Source organism: Brakhagea slesvicensis (genome assembly GCF_052161625.1).
Classification (GTDB): domain Bacteria; phylum Planctomycetota; class Planctomycetia; order Pirellulales; family Pirellulaceae; genus JBKCUI01.
In genome coordinates this window covers 3622902-3644439 of record NZ_CP197412.1, presented here as the reverse complement: position 1 = coordinate 3644439, position 21538 = coordinate 3622902, and the positions used below count along the sequence as shown (strand labels likewise).

Here is a 21538-nt window from a genome sequence, read left to right as displayed (position 1 = left end):
CGCTCCATTAGCTCCACCTTAGCGGCGGCGTCGTCTCCGTAGCCAGATTTTCGGTATTCTGCTCTAATCGGCGTGCGTTGATTGCCTTTTTACCAGAGCTTTCTGGCTCCATTTTCCGTTCCATTCTTTTACTTGGTACCCACCATGCCACGAAAAGTCCTCTTCGTTCTACTCGCCACCCCACTCTTTGCCGCCCTCCTCACGGCCTTGTTTCACTTCACTTATCCGTTCGTATTGGCATCGGAAGAGGCACAAAAATCAATCATGGTCACGCCGGCGCAGCAAGCCGAACTTGCCTCGGCAACGCTTGCCAGTGATCTCATCGCCTATGCCATCACCGGAGGAATCCTGTGCGGAGCCCTCGCCTTGCTGGTCGGGTCCGCTCCGTCGCTATCCCATCGAGGGATCGGTGCATCGATTGGTTTGGGGCTAGGGGCGATCACGGGAGCTGCCGCAGCATGGCTGGGACATTGGATCGAGCTGAATCCGTCGTTTGAGATTTCCGATCCGATGGTCTACATCGTTGTTCGGTGGGTGCTGATGCTCGCCCTCCTCGGGATTTCGGCTGGCGTTGCCGTGGCGTTGGCAAGCAACCACTGGAAGAACGCCGTCAACCTAATTGTCGGCGGACTCCTAGGTGTCGTCGCGACCGCAATCACGTACGGATTGCTAGTTGGATTGGTAACCACGCCGGAAGGTCGACACAAAATCCTCCCCTTCCATGACGCAAACCGAGCCATCCTATTCACATCCGCTTTCGCATATATCGGCCTCGGAATTCTTCTTCAGCTACGGACCTCTGCAACCCATCAGACTGGCGATACCTCGGACTCGGTGTCGAAGTAAAGTGGGGTTTCTCGCCACGGCGCAAAGGCGCTAAGAGGAGGCGAGTTGACCCGAGCGGGGATTGGAGATGGAGGGGATGAACACAAGGTTCGGAGTCGGGTGGGATCATGCCAAGTTCTTCACTACCCACCCCCCATCCTTGAACTTCCACCTCCCCCTTCCGATCCTAACCCGTTGCGATCCTAACCCTTCCGATCCTAACTCTTTGCGAGCGTTGCGCCTTGGCGCGCCACCTTCTTCCGGATCTTGGCAGGATGGGGTTTCTCGCCACGGCGCAAAGGCGCTAAGAGGAGGCGAGTTGATCCGAGATGGGATTGGAGATGGAGGGGATGAAGACAAGGTTCGGAGTCGGGTGGGATCATGCCAAGTTCTTCACTACCCACCCCCCATCCTTGAACTTCCACCTACCCCCTCAGATCCTAACCCTTTGCGAGCGTTGCGCCTTGGCGCGCCACCTTCTTCCGGATCTTGGCAGGATGGGGTTTCTCGCCACGGCGCAAAGGCGCTAAGAGGAGGCTGTTGACCCTAGATGGGATTGGAGCGGGATTGCGGCACGCAGAGCGCCTAGGTCGATTGGTTTGGGCGGTGTAAGAAGGCCGCCCAAACCATTGCTACATCGAGCCATCATCCACCTTTCGGGGATTACTCTTCGCTGGTGCTACCCGTATCGATTGCTGACGCGTCCAATCGTGGGCCGTCGCTCGCTTCCTCTGCCGGTGGGGCAAAGGATTCCGATGGTCGCGGAGCCTGATTGAGCAGCGGGAACGATTCTTCAGCGGCGGCCGTACCGCGGTTGACCAAGTCTTCGAGAGCTTCCTTGCGGTAGCTGACTTCGGAATCTTGGAAGACGCGGAAACCTGTCCCTGCAGGAATCAAGTGCCCGAGGATCACGTTCTCTTTAAGACCGACCAATCGGTCCACTTTACCTGCCAGAGCGGCCTCGGTAAGCACCTTGGTCGTTTCCTGGAAGCTAGCTGCCGAGATAAAGCTATTGCTTTGGACCGCAGCCTTCGTGATACCGAGCAATTGCACTTCGCCGTTTGCGGGCTTCGGCTTCTTGCCCTTAGCAGGCTTACCACCCAAACCTTCGCATTGTGCGTTGGACGCTTCGAAAGCATCGCGAGGCACGATCGCGCCGAGTGCGAATTCGGTATCACCTGGATCGGTGATCTTCACGCACTTGGACAATTGGTCGTTGACTCGCTTGAATTCGAATCGGTCCATGACCAATCCGGACAGGAGGCTGGTATCTCCTGCGTTCGTGATCTTCATCTTGCGAAGCATTCGAGTGATGATGATCTCGATGTGCTTGTCATTGATTTCCACACGTTGCAGTCGGTAGACCTGTTGCACTTCGTGTACCAAGTACTGTTGCACCGCTTCCTCCCCGCTCACGCGAAGGATATCGTGCGGAACCATCGGTCCCTCCACGAGAGCTTGACCAGCGCGAACGATGTCCCCGGAGTGAACCAAGAATCGTTTGCCCGGTGGTACCAAGTGCTCGACTTCTTCACCGCTCTCGCTTCGTACGACGATCGAACGCTTTCCACGTTTCCGATCCTTGGAAATCTCGACAGTCCCGTCCAATTCGGCAACAACCGCGGGATCCTTGGGTTTGCGAGCTTCAAAGATTTCGGTCACGCGAGGGAGACCACCCGTGATGTCCTTAACCCCGGTTGCCTCGCGAGGCATTTCCGCAATTTCGGTACCTGGATTGACGAAGGAGCCTTCGGTGCAAGTGATAACTGCTTTTTCGGGCAGGTAGTGCACGTCCAGGGCTTTGCCTTCGGCGTCCTCGATCATGAGTTGTGGATGGTACTTGCCACGCGAATCCATGATCCGACGTTGGAAGTTACCGCTCGGATCCTTCTCGAGTTTGAGCGTTTCCCCTTCGATAATATCCACGAAGGCGATCTTACCACCGGCCGTGGAGAAGATTGGAATCTTGTGCGGGTTCCATTCGCAAAGAGGCTGACCTCTTTCGACAGTTGAATCTTCCTTTACCAACAATCGAGCACCCGACGGAACGTCGTAACGTTCCAATTCGCGTCCTCGCGGATCGACGATCGCGATTTCGCAGTTTCGAGTCAGGACCACGTCGTGCCCTTCGTCGTTCGTTACGTATCGCATCTTCATGAACTTGACGATACCAGTCTTCTTCGCCTTGATATCGCTTTCTTCCATGCTCGTGTTCGCAGCACCCCCTTGGTGGAACGTACGCATCGTCAACTGCGTACCGGGCTCACCGATACTTTGTGCAGCGATAATACCGACCGCCATGCCTTCCTCGACGAGCGATCCCGTGCTCATATCCATCCCATAGCAAAGGCGGCAAACGCCGAGTGGAGCGTCGCAAGTCATCGGCGATCGGACTTGGATCTTCTCCAAGCCCATCTCTTCGATCTTACGTGCGATGTCTCGCGTGATCATTTGGTTTTCTTCAACGATCACTTCAGAGGTGACCAAGTTGACGATGTTCTGACGGCTAACTCGCCCGATGATCGAATCCGCCAAACGGACTTCAACCTTCTCGCCACGGTAAATCGTTCCCTTGGTGATCCCTTGGGTGGTTCCGCAGTCATGCAATGTGATAACAACGTTTTGGGCGACGTCGGCAAGTTTACGGGTCAAGTAACCCGAGTCAGCCGTCTTGAGCGCCGTATCCGCCAAACCTTTTCGAGCACCGTGCGTCGAGCTGAAGTACTCCAGTACACCAAGCCCTTCTCGGAAGTTGGATTTGATCGGCGTTTCGATGATTTCGCCCGTCGGCTTGGCCATCAGACCTCGCATACCGCACAACTGGCGAATCTGCTCGATACCACCCCGTGCACCCGAGGACGCCATCAAGAAGACCGGATTGATGTACCAGCCGCCGCGATGGTTGTCATTTTCCATCGCTTGCAACATGTCCTTCGTGATCAACTCGCGCGTTGCTGTCCAAGCATCCAAGACCTGGTTGTAACGCTCTTGAGCCGTCATCACACCCTTGAGGTAGTTCTTCTGGAAGGCCATGACCTTCTTGTCGGCGTCAGCAATGTGCTTGGTCTTCGATTCTGGTGTCAACAAGTCGTCTGCACCGAAGGAGAGACCGGAACGAGTCGACTCGCGGAAACCAAGTTGGTTCATATCGTCAAGCAGCTTGATCGTCGCGCGTCGGCCCAACCTTTGGTAGCAGTCGCTAATAACCGCAGCCAAGTCACTTCCCTTGAGGGAGATGTTGTAATAGTCCATCCCCTCAGGAAGGATCGAGTTGAACAAGATCCGTCCGAAGGTGGTTTCGATGATCGCGCCCGGTTTCGCACTCGGATCCTCGGTCTTCAATTTCCGATTCGCAGGAAGGCGAACTTTGACCTTCGCGTGTCGAGCGATCGTTCCTTGCTGGAACGCATACTCCGCTTCGGTCATCGTGGCGAAGACCATGCCCTCACCCTTTTGATCAGGGAGCATCACGGAGATGTAGTTACAACCCATAACCGTGTCCTGGGAAGGACTCATAATGGGTTTACCGTTGCTCGGAGCAAAGATGTTGTGAGTGCTCATCATCAGCGTGTGCGCTTCCACTTGTGCCTCGATGGAGAGGGGCAAGTGCACGGCCATCTGGTCGCCGTCGAAGTCCGCATTGAAACCTTTGCAGACCAGCGGGTGCAAATGGATTGCGTTTCCTTCTACCAGCGTCGGTTCAAACGCTTGAATTCCCATCCGGTGCAGCGTAGGTGCACGGTTGAGCAAAACCGGGTGGTTTCGGATGACTTGTTCGAGAATATCCCAAACCTCCTCGTCCTTGCGCTCCAACATCTTCTTGGCTGATTTGATGGTGTCGGCGTGTCCCAACTCCTTCAGCTTTCGGATGATGAATGGCTGGTAAAGCTCGAGTGCAATCTTCTTCGGCAAGCCGCATTGGTGCAATCGAAGCCGTGGTCCCACCACGATGACGGAACGAGCGGAATAATCGACTCGCTTCCCGAGCAAGTTCTCGCGGAATCGCCCTTGCTTGCCCTTGATCATGTCGGTCAAGCTCTTGAGCGGGCGGTTGCTGCTGCCCAAGACAGGTCGTTTACAACGACCATTGTCAAAGAGAGCATCGACCGATTGCTGCAACATACGCTTTTCATTGCGGATGATGACTTCCGGTGCATTCAAATCGACCAGCTTGCGCAACCGATTGTTTCGGTTGATGATCCGTCGATAGAGATCGTTCAAATCGGAGGTGGCGAAATTACCGCTATCGAGAAGCACCAACGGTCGCAAATCGGGAGGAATGACCGGGATAACATCGAGAACCATCCACTCGGGGCGGTTCTCGCTATCGCGAATCGATTCCACCAACTTCAATCGGTTGATCAAATCTTTCTTGCGTTGCTTGCTGCTCGTCTCGGAAAGCTCGGTACGAAGATCTTCCGAGAGCTTGACCAAATCCAAGGCTTGCAAAAGCTTGCGAACCGCTTCCGCTCCCATGTCGGCTTCAAACGAATCGCCGTGCTGAGCGCGGGCTGCCCGATACTCTTCCTCGGTGAGCAGTTGTTGCAGTTCCAATTCGGTGGTACCAGGATTGGTGACCACGTAGTCTTGGAAGTAAATCACCTTCTCCAAGCTAGTGGTTTTCATTTCTAGCAAATTACCCAACCGGCTGGGCATCGCTTTAAAGAACCAAATGTGCGCAACAGGGGCCGCCAACTCGATGTGCCCCATCCGCTTGCGACGGACGCGCGAGTGGGTGACTTTGACGCCGCAGCGATCGCAAATCATCCCCTTGTACTTCATCCCGCGATACTTACCGCAGGCGCACTCCCAGTCCTTTTCCGGTCCGAAGATTCGCTCGCAGAAAAGACCATCCTTCTCCGGTCGATAGGTTCGGTAGTTGATGGTTTCTGGCTTCTTGACTTCGCCGAACGACCAAGACCGAATGTCTTGCGGACGCGCTAACGAAATCTTGACCGAAGTGTAGTCATTAACTCGATCGTAGGTGGCTTCAGCATTGGCCATTACGAAAAACTCCTAACGTCGCTTGCATTCGCAGCCTCGATCTCTCGACGTGAGATACCTGATTGCGAAGGGTTGCCTGGTATGTTGGTGGTTCGGTTCGTTGTTTTGTTGCGAGCTTCGGGTAACGAAGCTCGATCGTGTTCGATTAACAGCCGTGCATCCGAAGGCTCTCAAGAAAGCCCCCTTGAGAAGCTCCCCGCCGGAAGCTTCCGAAAGGAAACTTCCCGAAGGAATCTTCTGAGTGCAACGGATTGTTAGAGGCGGCGTTTTTCCAGTCGCATGTTCAACGCAAGACCTCGGATTTCGTTGGTCAAAACGTCGAAGCTGGCTGGCGTACCGGCTTCCAAGGTATTTTCGCCCTTGACCATCGACTCGTAGATCTTTGTGCGTCCCTCGACGTCGTCGCTCTTGACGGTGAGGAGTTCTTGGAGGATGTACGCTGCTCCATAAGCTTCGAGCGCCCACACTTCCATTTCCCCGAATCGCTGTCCGCCGAATCGAGCTTTTCCACCGAGCGGTTGCTGGGTGATCAAAGAATAAGGACCTGTGCTTCGAGCATGGACCTTGTCATCGACCAAGTGGTGAAGTTTGAGCATGTAGATGTAGCCGACCGTGGTCTCCTGCTCCATCTGCTCGCCGGTTCGTCCATCATGGAGACGAATCTTTCCGTGACTCGGCAATCCCGCTTCCGCGAGGGCTTTGTTGATGTCCCCTTCGCTCGCTCCATCAAAGACCGGGGTGATGGCTTGGAATCCAAGCTTTGCACCAGCCCAACCCAAGTGAGTTTCCAAAATCTGCCCCACGTTCATCCGGCTCGGAACCCCGAGCGGATTGAGCATGATCTGGAGCGGTGTCCCATCAGGGAGGAACGGCATGTCTTCCACTGGCAACACTTTGGAGATAACCCCCTTGTTACCGTGTCGACCCGCCATCTTATCCCCGACGCTGATGACTCGCTTCGTCGCGATGTAGACCTTTACCATCTGCAACACGCCACTGCGTAGCTCATCCCCTCGCTTCATGCTGTTGAGCTGACGATCGCGAATATCGAGCGCCTCTTCGACGGCAGGCCAAAGGTTCTTGTAAACCTTTTTGACTTCCGCGTGGAGCCCTGCATCCAATCGATTGAGCAATCGGGAAAGATTGAAGGTCTGCGCCTTTTCAGCAATGAACTTCGGATCCTGGCCACCCGTGAGTGGAGTGCCATCATCGTCGGTGAGTTTGCCACCAATCGCTTTTTCCAACTCCTCAGCAAACGACGCGAAGGAAGTCGAAATCTCTTTGTTCCCCTCGGTCTCAACCCGCTTGAGTTCCTTTTCGAATTCCTTTCGCTCTTCTTCCGACAGGCTCATCCGGCGCGAGAACTTTTGGGTATCGATCACGATCCCTTCCACACCGGAACTCACCTCGAGCGAGTCGTTCTTAACGTCTTCCCCTGCGCGTCCAAAGATCGCATGAAGTAGTTTTTCTTCCGGGGTGAGCTCGGTCTTGCTCTTCGGCGAAACCTTTCCGACCAAGATATCGCCGGGGCGGACATACGTGCCGACTTGCACAATCCCGCTCTCATCCAAGTTCCGCAACGCTTTCTCACTCACATTCGGAATGTCGCGTGTGAACTCTTCCCGTCCAAGCTTGGTTTCGCGGATCTCGACGTCGAACTCTTCGATGTGAATCGAAGTGTAAACGTCTTGCTTCACCAACTCCTCGCTGATGATGATCGCGTCTTCGTAGTTGTAACCATCGAAGGACATAAACCCGACCAAAACGTTTCGGCCCAGAGCCAACTCACCAAGGTGGGTCGATGCGCCGTCGGCAATGATCTGCCCCTTCTCAACTTTGTCTCCCATACCAACGATCGGTCGTTGGTTCAAGCAAGTCCGTTCGTTGAGGCCTTGATACTTTTTCATGTGGTAAATGTCGTTGCCGATTTCGATTCGTGTCGAATCGACATACGTCACTTTGCCCGCGCGGCGAGCTCGAACCACCATCGCGCTGTTCGCGGCGACTTCTTTTTCCAGACCCGTTCCAACGATTGGGGGCTCGACCACCAAAAGAGGAACCGCTTGCCGCTGCATGTTCGAACCCATAAGCGCGCGGTTGGCGTCGTCATGCTCCAAGAACGGAATCAATCCAGCCGACACGCCGATCATCTGGCTCGGCGCGATGTCCATGTAGTGAACGACGTCTGGGGTCACGATCTCGAAGTCGTTTCGGTAACGAGCAATCAACCCAGGTCCGCTTACGAGAGAACCATCTTTGATTTCCAAGTCCGCGGGGCCGATGTACGCATCCGACTCCTCATCGGCACGCAACCAGACGACCTCGTCAGTCACCTTTCCGCCAGCCACCTTGCGATACGGAGTGACCAAGAACCCGTACTCATCCACCCCGGCGTAGATCGACAGGGAACTGATCAAACCGATATTGGTTCCTTCAGGTGTCTCGATCGGACAGATCCGGCCGTAGTGGGAAATGTGAACGTCCCGAACTTCGAAACCTGCTCGCTTTCGATTCAATCCGCCAGGCCCTAGAGCGGACAGACGTCGCTCGTGGGTCAGCTGGGACAATGGATTGGTCTGGTCGACGACCTGAGACAACTCTCCGCGCCCGAAGAAATACTCAATCGCAGCGCTGATGCTCTTTGGATTCACCAGCGAACGAGGGGTCATGTCTTCGACTTCCTTCAAGCTCATACGCTCTTGAACAGTGCGTCGAAGCTTCAAAAAGCCCTTGCGCAATTCTTCGCACGCCAGCTCGTCGATGGTTCGAAGACGGCGATTACCCAAGTGGTCGATGTCGTCGAAACGAGCCGTCGAATCAGGGTCGAACAAATCGATCAAGTATCGAATCGAGGCTACCAAATCCTCGGGGCGTAGCGCCATTTCGTCTTCAGGAACGTTCAAGTTCAATTTGCGATTCACGCGGAATCGGCCAACCCGGCCCAATCGATATCGATTGATGTCAAAGAACTTTTCGTGGAAAAGCGTTCGCGCCTTTTCCAAAGCAGGCGGATTGCCCGGTCGCAACCGTTGATAGATTCGGAGCAATGCCTCTTCGTGCGACGAAGTGTTGTCCTCAGCGAGCGAATTGAGAATATAAGGAACCTTGGGAGAATCCATCACCTGAATGCTCTTGATTCCGACGGCACAGATCATCTCGGCAGTCGTGCGACCGATCTTCTGCCCACCCTCGATCACAATCTCCCCAGCCCGTTCGTGATCCGAAGGAAAGACGATATCGTCCGCCGAAATCTTGTTCTCGATTGCTGCGATGCTTGCGCTGCCAGAAATCTTCTCGGTCGTGATTTCGTAGAAGGCCTGCAACAACTCTTGATCGGTCCCCAGCTTGGGCGTCATCGCTCGAAGCAACGTCATCACGGAAAACTTTCCGCTTTGGTCGATGCGCACCGACAGAGAATCTTTTTTCGTCACATTGACTTCGATCCAACTACCACGCTCGGGAATAACGCGGAACGATGGAAGTTTGCGATCGGTCGTCCCCTCGGCTTCTTCGACGAAGTCGACGCCAGGAGATCGGTGCAATTGACTGACGACAACACGCTCCGCACCATTGATGATGAATTCACCACCCCCCAACATGATCGGAATGTCGCCAAGATAAACCTCTTCCTCGAGAGGCTGGTCTCGCTTGAGACGGAACCAAGCTTTTAACGGCTTGCCGTATGTCAAACGGAGCTGCCGACACTCCTCCGGGGTGTACCGGGGCTTTCCAAGCTCGAAACGGAGGTATTCGAGCGCGACCGATTTGTCGTAGCTCTCGATCGGGAAAATTTCACGAAAGACCGATTCCAATCCCTGGTTCTTTCGCTTGTCCGATGGAATATCCTCCTGCAAAAACGCTTCGTAGGAAACGGTTTGCAATGTGGTCAAGTTGGGAATCGGGAACTGGCTTCTGCCCGATCCGAATACACGAACAGAAGTTGGTTGCAATCGTCGCTTGGAGGAAGTTGCCATTGGAGATGGATTCTCGAAGTGGGCTAAAGGGTAAGTGCCAAAACAAGACAGCGAGAGGGGATGCCGGCGAACAGGCTCAACAAATATCCCTCGGGTTCCTGTGCCCCGGGAAAAATTCGCACATCACCGAGTCGCTCGACCCGGTAGGCTCGCAAGAGAAAGAGGGGAAATTTGCTGTGGAATGAACAAACGAAATTGGATATCCGTACAATTCATTCCCCCTTCTGCGCGCAGAATGGTGACCCGAACAGCAAACCCTGCTTGATCCGACCACCTCTATATAAACCGAGCCGACGTCCACGCCGCTAGTGTAGCGATCGGCACTTGTTAAGATAGGCCAACCCAACGCCTTTTTTGGAAATTTTGAAAAGATCCGCTAAAAATGGCACTCCGCTAGCTCAGGCCCAGGTAAAGGCCTGGCCGGGGTAGGGTTCGGGGTAGTTCACGCCCTCCCCAATTGATACAACCCCACGAATCGCCCAAGCCAAACCACCTAGGAAGGAGAAGCTCGTGAGACTGTTGGTAACCGGTGCGACCGGGCTCCTTGGGAACAATGTCGCTCGCCTGGCTGCCTCCGCAGGCTGCGAGGTGACGACGCTCTCTCGATCAACCTCCGACCACCCATCCCTCTTAGGGCTCGGTTTCCGACATGTGCAAGCCGACATCGGCCACGGGGACTTGGAAGCGGTCTTAGCACCTTACGAATTCGACTGCGTTATCCACTCCGCCGCCCTGATCCATGTCGGATGGCGGCGACAGGCCGAATCGCTTCAGGTGAACCGGGATGGGACCCAAGCGATCGTGGATTGGGCCAGCCATCGCCGAATCCGAGGAGTCTATGTCTCGACGGTCAACACCTTACCCATCGGCGAAGCAGTCAAACCCAAAACAGAACGTTGTACCGGTGATGGACAGATTCGCTCCGCATACGTCCTCTCCAAGCGAGCGGCACAGAAGGTCATCGACAGAGCGGTCGAGCAAGGTGACGATTGGTACAGCGTTTTCCCAGGCTTCATGCTCGGTCCCTACGACTGGCAACTAAGTAGCGGGCGAATGGTCCTCGCATTGCAACGTTTTCAACCCTGGGCACCTTCGGGTGGCTGCTCAGTCTGCGACCCTCGGGATGTCGCCACCGCCATGCTGCGGTTGGCTAGATCCGGAGCGACCGAACGTCGCTTTATCTTGGCAGGCGACAACCTTACCTACTTCGATTTGTGGACGCGCATCGCAACACAACTAGGAAGTCGCCCTCCCGCTGTCGCGATGCGCCGCCCAGCGCGCGCCATCGGCCCCCTCTTAGCAGACGGCGTCAATTTCTTTCGCCGCAAGGAATCTGACTTCAATAGCGCAGCCATTCGCATGGGACAGCAGTTTCATTACTACGACTCCCGACTGGCCGGAGAACATCTGGGATACGCAACCCGCCCCACCGAAGACTCCATCCGCGACGCGATCCAATGGCTTCGCGACGCAGGACATCTTCCACCAACCGGCTAGCCACCAACTATTCCCAAGGGGCCGTCGTTTGGCATCACCCCGGCGGAGACTAAGGGGCGACATGCCCAAGCAGAAATCGCAATTGCAATACAGCGATCGGGATGGCGAGAATGGCAAGCAAATTCACGACCAACCCTGCGCGAATCATGTCGCCTGCTGGGAACTTTCTCTGCGAGTAGACCAACGTATTGGGGGGAGTCGCGACAGGAAGCATGAACCCGCAACTGCTTGCCAGGACCACCGCCGTTAAAAGCGATATTTGGTCAATCCCCATCGCAGGGCCGGCCTCGGAAAGAATCGGAATGAGTGCCGTGGCTGTGGCTAAGTTGCTTGCCAACTCCGAAATGGCGATGACGATGGCAACCACCAAGGTAAGTACAAGCCATGGGTGAAGGCCCGCAAAGTGGGCCGCCACCGACGCGATGCGCTGATCAAGCGAAGATGCCTCGATCGCCTTCGCAAGCGATAGCCCTCCTCCCAGCAACATCAACACCCCCCACGGAACGCCTTCAACATCCCTCCAAGCCAGGATCGGTTTCGAGAAGGGAACCAGCAACAGCGTGACCAAGGCAGCCATTGCCACCCAAGGATCTTCGATTCGCTGCAAGACCGCATGCACCGAATCCCAGCCGGCTGATGACGTGATTCGCAACATCGGCTCTTTGAGAATCCAAGTCATCGCAGCCGAAAGAAAGACCGCCAGCGTGATCCATTGGTCGCGACTCAATGTTCGCTTGCCACGAAACTCCTCCAGCCAATCCTCGGGTATCGCAACTTGAAATCGCCTTACCGGAAAAAGAAAGTAAACCAACCAAACCCATGCCCCAACCAAAAGAAAAGCCGATACAGGACCAGCCACGTAAACCCAAGACAAAAAATCAATCGACTTCCCCTCTTTCGCTAGAAAGCTGGTGAAAAAGATATTCGGCGCGGTACCAACCAACGTCGCCATCCCTCCGATACTCGAAGCGAACGCGATGCCGATAAGAAGCGGGGCCGCAAATCGACGATCCGGCTGAATGGCGATGGCACTCATGGCGAGAGGGAGCATCAGCATCGTCGTCGCTGTATTGTTGACCCACATGCTGATCATCGCCGTCGCCAACATGAAGGCCCCGATGACGTTGGCTCCATTGCGTCCCGCTATCCGTAACAAATACAGTGCACCGATGCGATGCAAATCCGTTCGCTCGATAGCGAGCCCTAAACCGAAACCACCCAGAAAGAAGAAAACATTCTTGTCCGCGTAGGGAGCGCATGTCTCCCCTAATGCATTTCGCTCGTAGATACCGGAGAAAGGAATGACAATGATCGGCAACAAAGCGGTTACCTCGATCGGCACCGATTCGGTTACCCACCAGAAGGCCATCCATGCGACCAGACCCGCAATATAGGAGGGACCAAACGGCACGCCGTTTGCCAACAAAAGCGACCCAACAATACAGCCGATCAACGGGCCTGAAGCGACACGTAGTAAAGAAGTCATCAGTCCTGGTTTCGACGGCAAACCGAGTGAGTCAACTTGTCACGCGATCGCCAGAGAGGAGCGGTAGCAGATCTACAATACGAGAGGTAGAGTATATTCCAGATCGAAGACCGCATGCCAACCGACACGAAATTCTCTCCGTCCCACTGCATTCTCTCCGGCCCACAGCAGGCATCCTATGAAACGCTACGCAAAATTTCTAAAACAGACGTGGTACCTTTGGTTGGCTTACACGGTCGTTACCGCATTGCTTATCGCGTTTGTTAGCCCGATCTTTTGGGCGGTCATTCCCATGATGATCGTAAATTTCTTTTACTTCGCGCTCGTCCGATATAACGAAGATGGCGATTTTATTGGCGCGTGACCCTTTGCAGGTCCAATTCCCCAGATCGTTACTTCCACTTGGATTGGACAGATACTTCGTTCACAACATCGATGCCGCGGGTAGCGGAACGAACCGTCTCCTGCGCCAGCTGCTTCAAGTAGAAAGAATCGACCGATCCTCGAAGCCGCATTTGCTCTCCCGATTGCGAGAGCTCCAGACTACGAAGGGATGAAAATGGGCTCTCCATCAACATCCGCTTCGCCTGCCCCAACACATCTTGAAATCCCGAGTCAATCATGGACTCACTCCTTGCTCGTTGAGTTGGTCATTGCGAGCTGCCATCCTCGATAGCTCCATTCGTTTGAAGTTATGGGACGGGAGGCAAAAGTCAAGCATGGAATCGTCAAATTCGGCGAACTCACCACAGTCCCTACGATCGCTTCAATCGCTAGCACATACCGAACGGCTCCAGCATTTTTGGATGATCGATTGATTGTGAAACGCAATCGCATGTCCAGAACCTAGGGTTCGCAAGCGCGACCTAATCTCTTTTATATCGACGGCCCTGCTACACCCAGCACGATGAATTTCCTCCGTTTCATTACCATCGAGAATCTCTGCCTGGCAGCGGAAATTACCACTGCGTTGCTGTTGCTCGCATTGGCGATCCCGGACAAGAAGAAAGCAGCGCCGACACCTACTTCGACGGATGATTCGGAATCGCTCCGTCGCCTAGAAACGGCTCGCCGAGCCCATTGCCAAGCGATCGTTTTTCGCGGCGTTGCGACTCTTTCGTGCGATGGCACCCTCGAGCCCGCTGCGGGCCGATTCCAGCCCTATGAGCCACTGGCGGTATTGGGATGGGAAGATCGATTGACCAAGCTTGGCAATCGATCGTTCCTCGATACCTTCCTCGAAGAGTGGCTCTCGCTTCCCGAACGAGCCCGCAACGGCTCGTTGCTGACCATGATTATCGTCGATCGATATTCGGACCTCCTGCGCGAAAAAGGCGCGATCGGGGTCGAACAGTCGCTGCGAGATCTTGGCGAAAAACTATCCAAGCACTACGAGCCGACCGCCCTTATCGGCCGCTACCAACCCGATCGCTTTCTCGTCATCCAGTTCGAAAGGTGCTTGCCCGAAGCACACGAAGACTTTGAGAACCTGTTGAAATCCCTCCAGCCCCCCGAGGATCCAAGCTCCACACCACACTCGCCGATCCCGTGCGTGGCAAGCATCGTCGAGTTGGGGGAAGAAGGGCAGTCCCTATCCTCGTCGCTCGACAGACTCGACGAAGGGGTGTCGCAAGCTCTCGAATCCGGCGCGAGTTGCGTTTCAGAATTCGAAGGAGCTTGGACGAACAAGCGCCCCATGTCGGAACAAGCCTCTGCGGGGCCTGCTCCATCCAACAACGACCCAATCCGCGATTCCAATTCCGAACGCCGCGATCGCCGGCGCGCCGCTTCAGCGAACTCCCAAGAGAACGGCTCTTCCTCGGACCGCGATTCATCGGCAGACACCCAAGAAATGGAAAGCGAGCTTGCGAACGACGATCGATCAGAAGAGCGTTCTGAGCCGCTTGCCTCGGACGAGAGGAGTCGGGAAGAAGCGAACGCAATCCCCCCCGAAACGACCGACGTATCGGCGGTAGCTAGCAGCGAAGACATTGCCGCTCTCTTCGCACAAATCAATAAAAAGAAACAGGAAACAACTTCTGCACCACCCGCAGAATCCAGTAACGACGATGTGGTCAACTCGGACGATATCGCGGCCCTATTTGCCGCGAACGCTCCACAGAAGGCACCGGCCCCCAAACCAGTAGAACCGCCAGCACCGCCGACAGCAGTGGCATCCAAAGACGACGATGTGGTCGACTCGGACGATATCGCGGCCCTATTCGCCGCAAACGCTCCACAGAAGGCACCGGCCCCCAAACCAGTGGAACCGCCAGCACCTCCGCCAGCAGTGGCATCCAAAGACGACGATGTGGTCGACTCGGACGACATCGCGGCTCTATTTGCCGCGAACGAGCCCAAGAAGAAGCCAGATACCAAGCAAGTGGCACCGAAGTCGGAAAATAAACTGAACGAGCTCCTGAGCAATCTTCATCAAGATGTTGCGAATGACGATCTCGACTCGCTTTTCGCCAACGTCAGTTGAAGATGGGCTACTTGGACTCGGCTTCCATCGATTGAACGATTTCCGATTGGGCTTTGGCTAGTTCGGGCAATCCCGCCGAGTCGTAGGCTGCAATCAGTTTCTTGCGAGTTCCAATACGACCGCTATCTAGCTTGATCGACTGCTCGAATTTGTTGATCGCCTCTTTGGCCCGGCCCGCCATCATAAGGAGTTCACCAAAGGTATCGAGAATCTCAGGATTGTTGGGGGAGATGCTTTGGGCGCGGGCTACCAATTCAAGCGACTTGGGGACATTATCGGGACTTGCTTTGGCGAGACATAGGGCGAGATTGTTGCACGCTGAGGCATCGTTCGGATTCTTGGAGAGAGCAAGCTCCCAGTTCTTGATCGCTTCCTTTTCATTGCCCAGCATGTAGTATCCATCGGCCAGCATGCTGTGCGCTTCTGCGGTGGTAATCCCATCGTCGATTTGTTTTCGAAGGATGTCCACGATCCGCTTCGACGGCTTGATATTGCGGCGCAGTAGCTTTGCGATCTGTTCGGAGATCTTCGGATCATTTGGGTCCGCATCGGCAGCGGATTCCAGCAGCGTCAAGTCCGCGGAGAAGGTCCCGTCTGGGTTCTCAACGAGCGATTTTTCGAAGATCGATATTTTGATCGACGAGAGCGCCCGGGCCAGCTGAGGCCGAACATCGCTCCCAGCCAATCCCTCTTGAAGGATCGCGATGGCCTGTGGATATTTGCCTGTCAGAAACCGCACCTCGGCAATCGCCAAACGATCGATGTCGCGTTCATTGCTGGTGTTGAGTCGAGCGCCGAACACCTCCTCCACTTCGTAACTTGCTTCACGCAGGCCATCTTCGTTTTTGATACGACCGTAGAGACGAGCCAATTCCAGATTCATCTCTGGCAATCTCTTCGCGGCTTCTTTCGCCATCGCGATCGCGCTCGGGGTGTAGCCATTCTGCTCTAGAATTTGGGCGTAGATTGCGATCAGCTGGACCGGCACATCGCTCCAGTCGCAAGCCATTTGGAGGTTTCGGCCCAACTCCTTCGTGTCGATTTCTTGCTGATCTTCTTTCGCTTGAATGATCCAGCAAGCCATCCATGCGTTGGCTTGCCGAAATGGACCGTACTTGCCGGACGCCAAATCCTCCATCACGAGCTTTGCCGCTTCAGCGTCTCCGTCGATGCTTTCGAGCAATGCCAGGCGATAGCTAGCTTGGGCATTTTTCGGTTGTACGGACAAAATACGAGTCGCGAGCAATCGGCTGTAATTCTTAGCGAAATCAGGAATGCTATTGGGATCGGTGATCGGAGCTCCCTGTTTGGGATCCTTTGGGTTCATGAACCGAAATTGAGAGTAAGCAGACCGTTCCAAGACTCGGGTCGGCAGGTTCTTTTCTGCTTCGACTCCGTATCGTTGCACTTTCGCATCGACCCGTTCGAACAGGGAGAATCCAAAGATCAAGTAAACGACGAGGACGATCAGAAACGCCGGGAGGTGGAACCAGAACCGAATCCAACTGCGGGAATACTTCCAGCCACGAGCAGCATCTAGGTAACTGCCAGCCATGCCGACAGGAGACGTGAAGATTTTCAGAAACTCGCTGCCGAGCCACTGGGTGTTTTCGACGATGAGACGAATGCGGCTTCCCATTAGTAGTCCTCCTCGATCTCATCCGCTTGAAAATCGCGAACGGGCACAGCGGTGGTCAGTTTTGGCAATCCAACAATCCAATTCCAACAGGTCGCAACCAAGGGAAAATCGGGGTTGATGAATTCAGACGGGATCGGCTGGAGCAACATCGCAAAGAATTGATCCAAGCTGACGATGAACAAGGCGCCGATGATGAACAAGAAGATTTCCAAGCCAACGCTCCAAGCCACCCACTCCTCTTGATAGGTCGCCATGGTGGATAGGGTCACCCAAGCTGCCCCGCGAAGCGCCATCCAAACGATAAATGAAAGAGAGAAGGTGATCAGGCCGTTCAAGAAATTACGGCGGTAGGCGTAGATGCAGAACATGCTGATTCCCATGAAGGTGACAATGCTGTCCCAGTTCCCTTCACAAGAAAACTTGTCCGCGACCCCATGCCCGAACTGAATGGTGTTGCCCACTCGCAGATGACTTTGCAACAATGCGTCCGCCAACCCCGAGGTAACATCGACGGCAACCGATTCCGTTGCATCGAAAGCTCCTCGATCCTTACAGGCATCGACCAAAGAAGGGATCATGAACGCGAGCCCAAGGGCAATCGCGTTGGAATGGCTCTCGCCACGAATCTGGTGGCAGAACCATCCGATCGCCGCTAAACCCATCGCAATTCCGGCCAGTTTCGGTCGTCCCGAAACCGTGGAAAACAAAAGGACCACCCCCGCCAACGACCAAAATGCGATCGGACCGACGCGACGAGCCGGGCGATCCGAATCCCATACGCATCGATAGAGCGCGATCGCAAGCCCCAGAAATACGAAGATAGTGCAAACCAATCGATCGACCGAAGAAAACCAATCCCTCCAAAACCCAAGCCCGATGATCAACGACAGGAGCATCAAGGTAAAGGTGACGGCGTGGGCGATCAGGTCGGGCACGCCCCTTGGAGGAACCGCCGAGCGGGCCGATTCGTTCGCATGGCCTGGCCCCAAGGCGTTTAGGTCAGAAGTCATCGAAAATCTAACTCTCCAATCGAGCATGTGCACAAGTGCCACTTACGGAACGATTCCAGTGAGGGCATCTTTTCGGACGCAGCAGCAGAGAAAGCAATCAGCACGGTAATCGCTCATGCACCTCGTCATCAATCTATTTTATCTGTTGTTTCTGTTTTTCGTCAGCCCTTGGGTCGTTTATCGCGCCATTCGTTACGGCCGGTACCGGCGAGGCTGGATGGAGAAACTTTTCGGTCTTGTTCCTATCCCGCCAACCACTGGCTCCAAAAGCCCCCAATCCCCCTGCAGAGTTTGGCTTCATGCCGTCAGCGTCGGAGAAGTACAGCTGATGCGCCCTCTGGTCGCTCGCTTCAAAAAAGAACGCCCCGATCTGCAGCTGATCATCTCGGCATCGACCGACAGCGGCTACGCACTGGCTCGTCAATTGTTTTCTGACGACCAAGTCATCTATGCACCACTGGACTTCACCTGGGCGATCGCGACGGCTTGGAAAAGGATTCGACCGAGTCTGGTTGTACTCATGGAGTTGGAATTGTGGCCCAATTGGCTTCGATATGCCCAACGAGTGGATTGCCCCATCGCCGTCGTCAATGGTCGACTTAGCGAAAACAGTTTCCGAGGTTACCAACGCATTCACCGTTGGGTCCAACCGATGTTCGGTTCGCTCGATTGGGTCGGGGCGCAAACCAAACCATACGCGGAACGCTTTTCACAACTCGGTACTCCCACGAGTGTGGTGGAGGTTACCGGAAATCTAAAGTTCGACGGCGCTGAGCCAAACCGCTTCGCGGGCGAAGTGCAGGAACGGCGTCAGCTGCTTGGCTTGCCCGATCTCCCCCCATTCGCTTCGCCTGGCTTTCCCTCGCCCGTCGGCGATCACGCCAATTCGTCGCACCTGCCAGTGTCCGAATTGGAACCATTTGTTTGGGTAGCGGGGAGCACGCAGCACCCCGAGGAAGAGATCGTACTGGGCGCCTTCTCCAAGCTTGCGACACGTTTTCCACAACTGAAGCTTCTATTGGTGCCGAGGCACCCCGAGCGTTTTGAGGAGGTCGCGCTGAAAATTGCTGAAACCCAATATTCTTGGACGCGTCGATCGGAGTGCCAATTGTCGGAGCGACCATCGACCAAGCTCCCACCCGGCTGGAGAATCTTTTTGGGGGATAGCGTCGGTGAATTGAGATGGTGGTGGGGGCTAGCCGATGTCGCCTTTGTCGGTGGGAGCTTTGGGGATCGCGGGGGTCAGAACATGATCGAGCCATGCGCTTACGGCGTAGCCACCTGCTTCGGCCCCAATACAAAAAACTTTGCGGATGTCGTCGATCTCTTGTTGAAAGATCAAGCCTGCGTGCAGCTTCAAAATCCCGACGACTTAGCTACATTCCTGGAGCAGGTTCTCGTCGACGCACCATTGCGACAGGAACTTGGTAGGCGAGCCCAACACTCTGCGTCGGAGCACCGAGGTGCCATCGACCGAACTTGGCGAGGGCTCGCGAAGTTCCTTCCCCCCGCTATCCCAGACCAGCCCTAACATTAGAATCGGGTTTGCCCTCGGACCCAACTCCGCGCCCCGTCTCTTCTCGATCGTTTTGATACCTGTCCCCGATTTCAGTGTCCCTATTTCAGTGTCCCTATTTCAGTGCTCTTCACGGAAAGCCAATCGTTGATGAACGAACAAGTCTTGCAGCGCATCCAATCGATGTACGGAATTGAAAATTGGTCCGCCGGGTACTTCGATGTCAACGATCAAGGGAACATGATCGCGCGCCCGAGCAATCAAGACGATCGCTGGATCGATCTGAAGAAGGTCGTCGATCACTTGGTGCATGAACAAAAACTACAGTTGCCGATCCTGCTCCGTTTCCCGCAAATCCTTTCCAATCAGCTCGAGATACTCACGTCGGCTTACAAAGACGCAATCCAACAATTCGATTACTGCGGCAAACATTTCCCCGTCTTTCCGATGAAGGTCAATCCTCGCCGCGAGGTGGTCGAAGAGTTCTTGAGGGATAGTGGCCGTCTGCGCGTCGGGTTGGAATGCGGATCGAAGGCGGAACTTTATGCTGCGATCGCGCAAGAGCAAATGCTTGAGACACTTCTTATCTGCAATGGATTCAAAGACGAATCGTTTTGCCGTCTCGCTTGCTTGGGTGTTCAAGCCGGCAAGCGTGTCGTGATCGTCATTGAAAAGCTGAACGAACTGAAGCTGCTTCTGCGTGTCGCTGCGGAGACAGGCGTCTGCCCCTCCATCGGCCTGCGAGTCAAACTCTACACGCGCGGATCCGGGAAATGGGCGAGCTCGGGTGGCGACTCGGCGAAGTTTGGTTTGACGACTTCGGAAATCATGGAATGCGTGAAACTGTTGAAAGAGGCCGGCCGAGAAGGTCATTTCAAATTGCTTCACTTCCACATCGGCTCGCAGATCACCGACATCAAACGTGTGAAGAATGCGATGAAGGAAGCAGCGCGCGTCTACGCCAAGATCCATCAACTCGGACTGGAGATCGAATACCTCGACATCGGCGGCGGGCTCGGGGTCGATTACGACGGTTCCAAAACACGATTCGAGTCGTCGATGAACTACACCGTTCAAGAATTCGCGAACGATGTGGTCTACACCATCCAAGCCGTCTGCGATGAAGAGGAAGTCCCCCACCCGAACTTGGTCACCGAAAGCGGGCGGATGATGACCGCTTACCACACCGTCCTGGTCGCCTCCATTCGCGAAGAAATCGAAACGTTCGCCGACGATCAGCCGGAGGTGGAGATCGACGAAGATGATCCGCAAGTCATCACGGAACTCAAATGGCTTTGCGATGACATCAATGGCAAGAATTACCTCGAGTACTACCACGATGCCATCGAACACAAAGATGAGCTGCACACCCAGTTCAATCTGGGGCTTATCTCGCTCGAAGACCGAGCGAAGGGGGAGGTTCTTTATTGGGAAGTCTGCGCTCGTGCATTGAAAGAATCCGAACAAGCCCGTGTACCGCATGAGGAGTTCGAAGAAGTCAAACGAGTCCTCGCTGCGAAATACCTTTGCAATTTTTCCCTCTTCCGTTCGGCTCCCGATTCCTGGGCCATCGGCCAACTCTTCCCGGTCGTTCCCATCCATCGCCTGCACGAGAGTCGATTGGACTTCGCGACGTTGGTCGATGTGACGTGCGATTCCGACGGCAAGATCGACAAATTCGTCGACTTGAAGGACGTCAAAGAGACACTGGAACTGCCGGAGTGGAAGGAAAACGAAGACTACTACCTTGGCCTCTTCCTCGTCGGAGCCTACCAAGAAGTGATGGGTTCCTACCACAATCTTTTCGGGGTTCCGAACGAAGCCCAAGTGATGATGGAGGGGGCCGACCAATTCCGGATCGCCAAAATCGTGCCTGGCAGTCGAATCAGCGACATGGTGAGCTTCGCCCATTACGACGTGGATTTCCTGCAGAACCAACTAGCTTTGAAGATTCAAAATCGCATCCAAGAGGGGTGTCTCGATGAAGCGACCGGAAAGCATTTGCTGGAGCAATATCGTGCTGCCGCCGCTTGGAATACCTACCTGGATTAGCAGGTAATGGCCTCTTCAGAAAGCTTGCAATCCTCCCAGTCCAGCGTGCC

At 54.8% G+C, this 21538-nt stretch carries 12 protein-coding genes; 6 read left to right on the top strand and 6 right to left on the bottom strand.

Going from position 1 to position 21538, the window contains the following annotated elements; all coding sequences use genetic code 11:
* Positions 1 to 144: 144 nt before the first annotated feature.
* Positions 145 to 846 carry a hypothetical protein gene (locus SH467x_RS13830; protein ID WP_482367696.1) on the top strand — a complete coding sequence of 234 codons (702 nt, stop codon included), beginning with the start codon at positions 145 to 147 and terminating at the stop codon, positions 844 to 846.
* A 642-nt stretch (positions 847 to 1488) separates the two neighbouring features.
* Here the strand turns inward: SH467x_RS13830 and rpoC are convergent.
* Positions 1489 to 5829 (bottom strand): DNA-directed RNA polymerase subunit beta', encoded by a 4341-nt coding sequence (gene rpoC, locus SH467x_RS13825; RefSeq protein ID WP_482367695.1) that lies wholly within the window; start codon positions 5827 to 5829, stop codon positions 1489 to 1491.
* A gap of 254 nt (positions 5830 to 6083) precedes the next feature.
* A complete protein-coding gene (gene rpoB / locus SH467x_RS13820) occupies positions 6084 to 9803 on the bottom strand; it encodes a DNA-directed RNA polymerase subunit beta (RefSeq protein WP_482367694.1) in 3720 nt (1239 codons plus the stop codon).
* 510 nt (positions 9804 to 10313) lie between these two features.
* On the opposite strand from rpoB, the gene SH467x_RS13815 reads away from it, so the two are divergent.
* Positions 10314 to 11300, top strand: a complete 987-nt coding sequence (locus tag SH467x_RS13815) for an NAD-dependent epimerase/dehydratase family protein (RefSeq protein WP_482367693.1) — start codon at positions 10314 to 10316, stop codon at positions 11298 to 11300.
* 49 nt (positions 11301 to 11349) lie between these two features.
* Here the strand turns inward: SH467x_RS13815 and SH467x_RS13810 are convergent, their stop codons facing one another.
* Complete coding sequence (locus SH467x_RS13810; RefSeq protein WP_482367692.1) at positions 11350 to 12786, bottom strand: SLC13 family permease; 1437 nt, start codon at positions 12784 to 12786, stop codon at positions 11350 to 11352.
* Positions 12787 to 12964: 178 nt separating this feature from the next.
* Between SH467x_RS13810 and SH467x_RS13805 the strand changes: the two genes are divergently transcribed.
* Positions 12965 to 13150, top strand: coding sequence for a hypothetical protein (locus SH467x_RS13805; protein ID WP_482367691.1), 186 nt, complete (start codon positions 12965 to 12967; stop codon positions 13148 to 13150).
* A gap of 28 nt (positions 13151 to 13178) precedes the next feature.
* Here the strand turns inward: SH467x_RS13805 and SH467x_RS13800 are convergent, their stop codons facing one another.
* Positions 13179 to 13409, bottom strand: coding sequence for a hypothetical protein (locus SH467x_RS13800; RefSeq protein WP_482367690.1), 231 nt, complete (start codon positions 13407 to 13409; stop codon positions 13179 to 13181).
* A gap of 284 nt (positions 13410 to 13693) precedes the next feature.
* On the opposite strand from SH467x_RS13800, the gene SH467x_RS13795 reads away from it, so the two are divergent.
* The gene (locus tag SH467x_RS13795; protein ID WP_482367689.1) at positions 13694 to 15271 is read left to right on the top strand and encodes a diguanylate cyclase domain-containing protein; all 1578 of its coding nucleotides are present in this window, start codon (positions 13694 to 13696) and stop codon (positions 15269 to 15271) included.
* 7 nt (positions 15272 to 15278) lie between these two features.
* Here the strand turns inward: SH467x_RS13795 and SH467x_RS13790 are convergent, their stop codons facing one another.
* On the bottom strand, positions 15279 to 16910 hold the full coding sequence (locus tag SH467x_RS13790; RefSeq protein WP_482367688.1) for a tetratricopeptide repeat protein: 1632 nt from the start codon (positions 16908 to 16910) through the stop codon (positions 15279 to 15281).
* Positions 16910 to 17920: a hypothetical protein gene (locus SH467x_RS13785; protein ID WP_482367687.1), complete on the bottom strand. Its 1011-nt coding sequence runs from the start codon at positions 17918 to 17920 to the stop codon at positions 16910 to 16912. Before SH467x_RS13785 ends, SH467x_RS13790 begins: the two co-directional genes overlap by 1 nt.
* Before the next feature lie 115 nt (positions 17921 to 18035).
* On the opposite strand from SH467x_RS13785, the gene SH467x_RS13780 reads away from it, so the two are divergent.
* Positions 18036 to 19451 (top strand): 3-deoxy-D-manno-octulosonic acid transferase, encoded by a 1416-nt coding sequence (locus SH467x_RS13780; RefSeq protein ID WP_482367686.1) that lies wholly within the window; start codon positions 18036 to 18038, stop codon positions 19449 to 19451.
* A 135-nt stretch (positions 19452 to 19586) separates the two neighbouring features.
* Entirely contained in the window at positions 19587 to 21488 is a 1902-nt protein-coding gene (gene speA, locus SH467x_RS13775) for a biosynthetic arginine decarboxylase (protein WP_482367685.1), read from the top strand.
* The last annotated feature ends 50 nt before the right edge of the window (positions 21489 to 21538 follow it).

Coding starts and splice junctions, on each gene's coding strand:
- SH467x_RS13805 (WP_482367691.1), top strand. CDS start 12,965: ATGAAACGCTACGCAAAATTTCTAAAACAGACGTGGTACCTTTGGTTG.
- SH467x_RS13810 (WP_482367692.1), bottom strand. CDS start 12,786: ATGACTTCTTTACTACGTGTCGCTTCAGGCCCGTTGATCGGCTGTATT.
- SH467x_RS13800 (WP_482367690.1), bottom strand. CDS start 13,409: ATGATTGACTCGGGATTTCAAGATGTGTTGGGGCAGGCGAAGCGGATG.
- speA (WP_482367685.1), top strand. CDS start 19,587: ATGAACGAACAAGTCTTGCAGCGCATCCAATCGATGTACGGAATTGAA.
- SH467x_RS13790 (WP_482367688.1), bottom strand. CDS start 16,910: ATGGGAAGCCGCATTCGTCTCATCGTCGAAAACACCCAGTGGCTCGGC.
- rpoB (WP_482367694.1), bottom strand. CDS start 9,803: ATGGCAACTTCCTCCAAGCGACGATTGCAACCAACTTCTGTTCGTGTA.
- SH467x_RS13780 (WP_482367686.1), top strand. CDS start 18,036: ATGCACCTCGTCATCAATCTATTTTATCTGTTGTTTCTGTTTTTCGTC.
- SH467x_RS13795 (WP_482367689.1), top strand. CDS start 13,694: ATGAATTTCCTCCGTTTCATTACCATCGAGAATCTCTGCCTGGCAGCG.
- rpoC (WP_482367695.1), bottom strand. CDS start 5,829: ATGGCCAATGCTGAAGCCACCTACGATCGAGTTAATGACTACACTTCG.
- SH467x_RS13830 (WP_482367696.1), top strand. CDS start 145: ATGCCACGAAAAGTCCTCTTCGTTCTACTCGCCACCCCACTCTTTGCC.
- SH467x_RS13785 (WP_482367687.1), bottom strand. CDS start 17,920: ATGACTTCTGACCTAAACGCCTTGGGGCCAGGCCATGCGAACGAATCG.